This is a genomic window from Corynebacterium tuscaniense (genome assembly GCF_008693065.1).
Lineage (GTDB): Bacteria > Actinomycetota > Actinomycetes > Mycobacteriales > Mycobacteriaceae > Corynebacterium > Corynebacterium tuscaniense.
Window position 1 is genome coordinate 1 of sequence record NZ_VXKH01000145.1, and the last position, 891, is coordinate 891.

At 62.5% G+C, this 891-nt stretch carries 1 protein-coding gene; it reads right to left on the reverse strand.

From position 1 onward, the window contains the following. Nucleotides 1–161: 161 nt before the first annotated feature. Nucleotides 162–891, reverse strand: a 730-nt coding sequence (locus tag F4V54_RS10940; RefSeq protein ID WP_487246620.1) for a PLP-dependent aminotransferase family protein, incomplete at its 5' end; no start/stop codon positions are given.

Below are 891 nucleotides of genomic sequence, written 5' to 3' on the forward strand. Positions count from 1 at the left end.
AAACTATCCAAGCCCCGGCCGAAACGCAGGCTACAACCATAAGCCGCTAGAAATGTCCAAGAACACCATGGATTCCGTGTCCAAAAAGACACCGGACTCCATGTCCAAAAACCCTATGGACATAACACAAATAGTCCTAGTGGTCGACGATTAGTCGACCACTAGGCGAGGGAGGCCACCACGCGGATGAGCTGCTCAATGTCGGCATAGGTGTTAAACGGCCCGAGGCCTACGGTGACGGCGCCACCCATTTCTTCCAGCCCCATGTCCGTGAGCAGCGGTGTGGGAGTGGTCAGCGTGGTGATGATGCCGTTGTCGAAGAGGCGCTCATGCACCGTTGTTGCGGGCACGCCTTGCACGCCGAAGGTGAGGCGCGGTAGACGCTCCATGTTGGCTCCCGCGGCGGCTTCACCCGATGCGCCGAGAATGTGCACGTCCGGCCATGTACCCAGGAAGGTATATAGGTCATCCCGGAGGCCACGCAGGTAGGAGGACAGTTCGTCCATGGATGCGATGAGTCGTGCGCGACGCGTGCTGCGGCCTTCCGGTGCAGGCTCCAAATTGGCCAGGTGGTCCACCAGCGTTGGTGCACCGCCGGCGAGACCCGGCGCGACGCCAAACCCAGCCATACGCAGCGGATCGGTGGCGAGCCGGTTGAACATGGCGCTGTCACGGAAGACCAGTGCCGATAGCTGCGGCCCGCCGAGTTGGCCAAGGTCTACACCGATGATGTCTGCTCCCCAGTCATCAAAGTTGACGCAGTAGTAGGGCGCGTAGGCGCTGGCGTCTACGACTACCCAGGCGCGGGATCTGCCGCGGGCCACGTCTACGATGCCGGCCACGTCGGTGACGGCGCCCAGCTGGGGGTGTGCCGCGGGGAGGGAGACGAGG